The organism is Streptomyces sp. NPDC006655, from assembly GCF_040703965.1.
In the GTDB taxonomy this organism is placed as follows: Bacteria; Actinomycetota; Actinomycetes; order Streptomycetales; family Streptomycetaceae; genus Streptomyces.
Genome location: NZ_JBEYJU010000215.1, coordinates 1 through 4,515, shown reverse-complemented (window position 1 = coordinate 4,515; position 4,515 = coordinate 1). Strand labels below are relative to the sequence as shown.

5 protein-coding genes are annotated in these 4,515 nt (G+C 70.1%); 3 read left to right on the top strand and 2 right to left on the bottom strand.

What is annotated here, in order from left to right:
* Window positions 1-474: 474 nt before the first annotated feature.
* Window positions 475-777: a DUF6412 domain-containing protein gene (locus tag AB0958_RS44585; protein WP_366896204.1), complete on the bottom strand. Its 303-nt coding sequence runs from the start codon at window positions 775-777 to the stop codon at window positions 475-477.
* Between the two features lie 63 nt (window positions 778-840).
* Complete coding sequence (locus AB0958_RS44580; RefSeq protein WP_366896203.1) at window positions 841-1,368, bottom strand: helix-turn-helix domain-containing protein; 528 nt, start codon at window positions 1,366-1,368, stop codon at window positions 841-843.
* Between the two features lie 235 nt (window positions 1,369-1,603).
* On the opposite strand from AB0958_RS44580, the gene AB0958_RS44575 reads away from it, so the two are divergent.
* From AB0958_RS44575 to AB0958_RS44565, 3 genes are all read left to right on the top strand, one after another.
* Window positions 1,604-2,908: an MFS transporter gene (locus AB0958_RS44575; RefSeq protein WP_366896205.1), complete on the top strand. Its 1,305-nt coding sequence runs from the start codon at window positions 1,604-1,606 to the stop codon at window positions 2,906-2,908.
* 366 nt (window positions 2,909-3,274) lie between these two features.
* Window positions 3,275-3,400: a hypothetical protein gene (locus AB0958_RS44570; protein ID WP_366896202.1), complete on the top strand. Its 126-nt coding sequence runs from the start codon at window positions 3,275-3,277 to the stop codon at window positions 3,398-3,400.
* Between the two features lie 159 nt (window positions 3,401-3,559).
* A complete protein-coding gene (locus AB0958_RS44565) occupies window positions 3,560-4,402 on the top strand; it encodes an MBL fold metallo-hydrolase (protein ID WP_366896201.1) in 843 nt (280 codons plus the stop codon).
* Window positions 4,403-4,515 lie beyond the last annotated feature (113 nt).

Below are 4,515 nucleotides of genomic sequence, written 5' to 3'. Positions count from 1 at the left end.
AGGTACGACAAGTTGGCGGTCCGCTACGAGGCGACCGTGCTGGTCGCAGCCATCAACGAATGGCTATGACCAGCACATTTGAAACGCACCCTAGGCGCCGTGTTCGACCTCGATGACATCCATACGGCGATCGAGCAGGTCATCCGCGGCGGAAAGACCCTGCTCAAGGTGGCCCGGTCATGACGATCTCCGGAGGAACTCGCACCGTCGAGGGTTCCGGACGACCGGTGCACGTCGGGTTCATCGACGATGACGGAAACGAAGTCGACCAAAGCTCCGTGGCACTGATCCCGACCGACGCCTCCCCAGGCCGGAAGTAGCGCAGCTCCCAGTTCCACGCGACCTCCCAGGCTCAACGACGGGACGTGAACGACCGTCGCCAGGCCTTGCGGCCCGCTCTGGGGTCCTTAGGAAGGGGGTATGGCGGCATGACGACCCGCGCGGGGTCACCTTTGGGTGTGTGCGGTGGTGCCCCTACGCGGTGGTCGCCAGGAGGGCGTGTCCGGGCGCGCGGGGCCTGGTGCGGCCCCTGGCGTCGGGGTCGCGTTGGGGCGGGAAGGCGGTATGGCGGGCCCGGTCGCGGATGGCCGTACGGACCCGGGTGGGCGGTACGGCGGGTGCGCAGCGCGCGGCGACCAGGGAGCAGGCGGCGAGGGCGGAGCCGGCCGCGGCGGTCGCGGCGAGCGCGACGGTGGCGGAGAGGCTGCCGGTGTCGAGCAGGGCGACCTGGAGGAGCAGAAGCAGCAGGGCCACGGCGGGACGCGGGCTGCGGTTCATGGCCCGCCCCTCCCTCGCTGTGCAGCTGACTGTCGTACTGTCTGCCGTCGGTCATACCTTGACCTACCCCTGTTCGACCACGACCGGCTCCAGCAGCCGCTTGGGCTTCAGCAGGGCCCGGCTGACCGGGTCGGCCGGGTCGGGGTCGAGTCCGGGGCCCGGGACCATGAGGACGTCCTCGGGGTGTACGAAGGTTGCGCAGGCGGGGCATTCGCCGTACGGGCCGAGTTCGGTGCCGCACTCGGCGTGCCGGAAGACGCGCAGGACCGTCTTGCCGTAGTTCATGAGTCCCCAGTGGCCGAGCGAGTGGACCACGGGCCACAGCTCGATGCCGCGGTCGGTGATGACGTATTCGTCGCGCGGCGGGGACTGCTGGTACCGGCGCTTTTCGAGGATCCCCTCGTCCGTGAGCATCTGGAGGCGGGCGGCGAGGACGGCGCGCGGGATGCCGAGGCGGCCGAGGAAGTCGTTGTAGCGCCGTACGCCGTACAGCGCGTCGCGGACCACCAGGAGCGTCCAGCGCTCGCCGACGATCTCCAGCGCGCGGGCGAGCGAGCACTCCTGGGTCGCGTAGTCCTTGCCCAGTGCCATGGCCTCCACCTCAGTCGCTTTGCGGGTTGATTCATTGACCGAACCGATCCTGTTTACGGTACTCCACATGATTAGGTTCAACGAACGAACCGACTCTGGTACGGTGCTCCACGTGACTAGATTCAATGAACGAACCATCGAGGTGGGCCCGCATGCGGAGCCCACCCCGGAGCCGGAGCCGGAGCCGGAGCCGGAGCCGACGCCCGCTCCGGTACGGCCGGGCGCCACCCTCGCCCTGACCAGCGGTGCCACCGCCGTGGCCCTCATGACGTACACCGCGCCGATGGTCACGCTTCCCGAGGTCGCCGCCGCCCTGCACACCCCGCTCTCCGCCCAGGCGTGGCTCCTCAACGGCACCCCGCTCGGTCTGGCCGCGCTCCTGCTGGTCGCCGGCAGCCTCGCCGACGACCACGGCCGCCGCCGGATCTTCGTCGCGGGCACCCTCGCCCTCGGCCTGACCACCCTCCTCGGCGCCCTCGCCAACTCGACCTGGCTGTTCACCCTGGCGCGCATCGCCCAGGGCGGGGCCAGCGCGGCCCTCCTCGCCAGCAGCCTCGGCCTCCTCGTCCACGCCTTCCCGACCCCGGCCGGCCGACTGCGCGCGACCGGGGTGTGGGGCGCGTTCGTGAGCGGCGGTATCGCGGCGGGCCCGATCGTCACCGGCGCGTTCCCCAACTGGCGCGTGGGGTACGTCGTTCTCGGCGCCGCCGCCCTGGTCGTGGCCGCCCTGTCCCCGCGCCTGCTGTCCGAGTCCCGCGCTCCGCGCGGCGGCCGCCCCGACCTCGCCGGAGCGGCCACCTTCGGACTCGCCCTGGTCTCCCTGGTCGCGGCCCTGACTCTGGGCCGGGACGGCTGGCTGCGGGCGCCCGTGGGCCTGCTGCTCCTGGCCGCCGCCGTCCTCCTCGCCCTCTTCGTCACCGTCGAACGGCGCACCGCGACCCCCATGATCGACCTGGGCCTGCTCCGTCACCCCCGCTTCCTCGCCTCCTCCTCCGGCGGCCTCTTCACCGGCCTCGCGGTGATCGGCCTGTTCAGCTTCCTGCCGGCCCTCCTCCAGCAGACGCTGGGCTTGTCCGCGATGGACACGGCCTGGCTGTTCCTGCTCTGGTCCGGCCTGTCCTTCGCGGTGGCGCTACAGGCCCGCCGCCTCTCGGGCCGCGTCTCCCCACGCCACCAACTGGCCCTCGGTTTCCTCCTGCACGCGGCCGGCGTACTCGCCATGCTGGGCGCCCTCGACGCCGGTTCCTGGCGCCGGCTGATCCCGGGCCTCGTCCTGGCAGGCATCGGCAGCGGCCTCCTCAACGCCGCGCTGCCCCTCCTCGCCGTGGAGTCGGTACCGACCAAGCGCGCCGCGATGGGGTCGGGCGCCCAGCAGACCTTCCGCTACATCGGCTCCTGCGCCGGGGTGGCCCTGACCATCGCGATTTCGACATCGGCGGGCGGGGGGCTTGCGCGCGGTGCGGATGTGGCGATCGGGGTGTCGGCGGGGCTGGCCGTGGTGGCGGCGGTGTTGGTGGGGGTGCTGCGAGAGGCGCGGTGAGCCGGGCCTCCACCCTCGTCCCGTCCTCCCTGACTCCCGTCGGCCCTCAACGCGGCCGCATGGAACGCAGCTTGGCCCATCCGTACCGACTCCAGCGGGCAGTTGCGCTTGAACCGGCGTCAACACCGGCGTCGACGCCGACGGCATGCGGCTCTCACCGCGTTCGCCGCCCACACCACCCACACCACCCACACCCCGATCCACCGGGACAGCGCGGACCCCCTGCCCCGCAGACCTTCACCCCGTTTTCCTCCGTATCGCAGAAAGAAAGAATCCCATGACCGTCAACACTTCAGAAGTTTCGCCCGTTCACTCACTTTTCTCCCCGTCTCCCTAGGGAAAATCGAGCTCGCCAACCGCATCGTCATGGCACCGCTGACCCGGGTCCGGGCCGGTTCCTCCGGCATCCCCGGGGGCCTGATGGTCGAGTACTACCGGCAGCGGGCAAGGGCCATTCCGCCGGGGACGATGACAACCCGGCGCCTGGCCTGACCTGCCGGAACTCTCCAGACCACCGCGTGCACGCCGGCAACGTGCGCCACGGGTTTCCAGCGTGTGGGATGTAGATCCACTCATCAATAGTGCTCACCCTCGCCAGGCAAACCGCCGCTCATTCGCGGGGGCAGCCCCTACCACGAGAGAAGTATCGAGATGCCCGAACTGTCCTACGAAGTCCTCGTCTCTGACGGCGTTCCCCGGAAGATCGATCTTCAGCTGCCGAACGGCGACGGGATCGTGTCCTCGCCGATCTCATCCACCCTGATCACCGGAGAACGCGACGCGGTCCTGGTGGACCCGCCGCTGACTCACACCCAGATCTCGCAGGTCGCCGAGGGCTTGGCGCGCTCAGGCAAGCGTCTGGCGTTCGTCTACGTCACCCACGGCCACCCCGACCACTGGTTCGGCACCGCGACGCTGCTGGAACGGTTCGGCGACGCCGACAGCGTGGTGTACGCCACCGAGGGCACCATCCGGCAGATGCGCAGCCAACTGGAGAGCAAGGACAAGGGGTTCGCGAAGACCTTCCCCGGGGTCCCGGAGAACACCCCGGTCCTCGCCGTGCCCGTGCCGACCGAGGGATTCCGGCTGGAGGGCCGAGTCCTCCGGGCCGTCGAGACCGGTCACACCGACACCGACGACTCCAGCGTCCTGCACGTGCCGTCGATCGGTCTCGTCGTCGCCGGGGACGTGGTCTACAACGGCGTGCACCTGATGATGCTCGAAGGCGGTGACGGCGGCCTTCAGGCGTGGCTGGACGGCATCGACCGGCTCGCCGCACTCGAACCGCGCCACGTGGTCGCCGGCCACAAGAAGGCAGACCTGCCCGACGACCCGAAGATCCTGGACGAGACCCGGCAGTACCTGCGCGACGCGATCCGGCTCCTGGCCGGCAAGCCGGAGCCGCTGGAGTTCTTCGAGGAGATGTCGAAGCTCCACGGTGACCGGCTCAACCCGGGACCCCTTTGGTACAGCGCCCTGGGCCTGCTCGCCTGAGCCACGCCGCGTCGCCACCCCGCTTAGCCTCGGGCTTTCGTGAGGTGATCTGTCCGAGGCTTGATCACAAACGCGAGAAGTGCTCCTGACCTGGAACGATAGGACTTGTCGAG

Excerpts from the sequence above, each read along its gene's own strand:
- AB0958_RS44570 (WP_366896202.1), top strand. The coding sequence starts at position 3,275 with ATGGCACCGCTGACCCGGGTCCGGGCCGGTTCCTCCGGCATCCCCGGG.
- AB0958_RS44585 (WP_366896204.1), bottom strand. The coding sequence starts at position 777 with ATGAACCGCAGCCCGCGTCCCGCCGTGGCCCTGCTGCTTCTGCTCCTC.
- AB0958_RS44565 (WP_366896201.1), top strand. The coding sequence starts at position 3,560 with ATGCCCGAACTGTCCTACGAAGTCCTCGTCTCTGACGGCGTTCCCCGG.
- AB0958_RS44580 (WP_366896203.1), bottom strand. The coding sequence starts at position 1,368 with ATGGCACTGGGCAAGGACTACGCGACCCAGGAGTGCTCGCTCGCCCGC.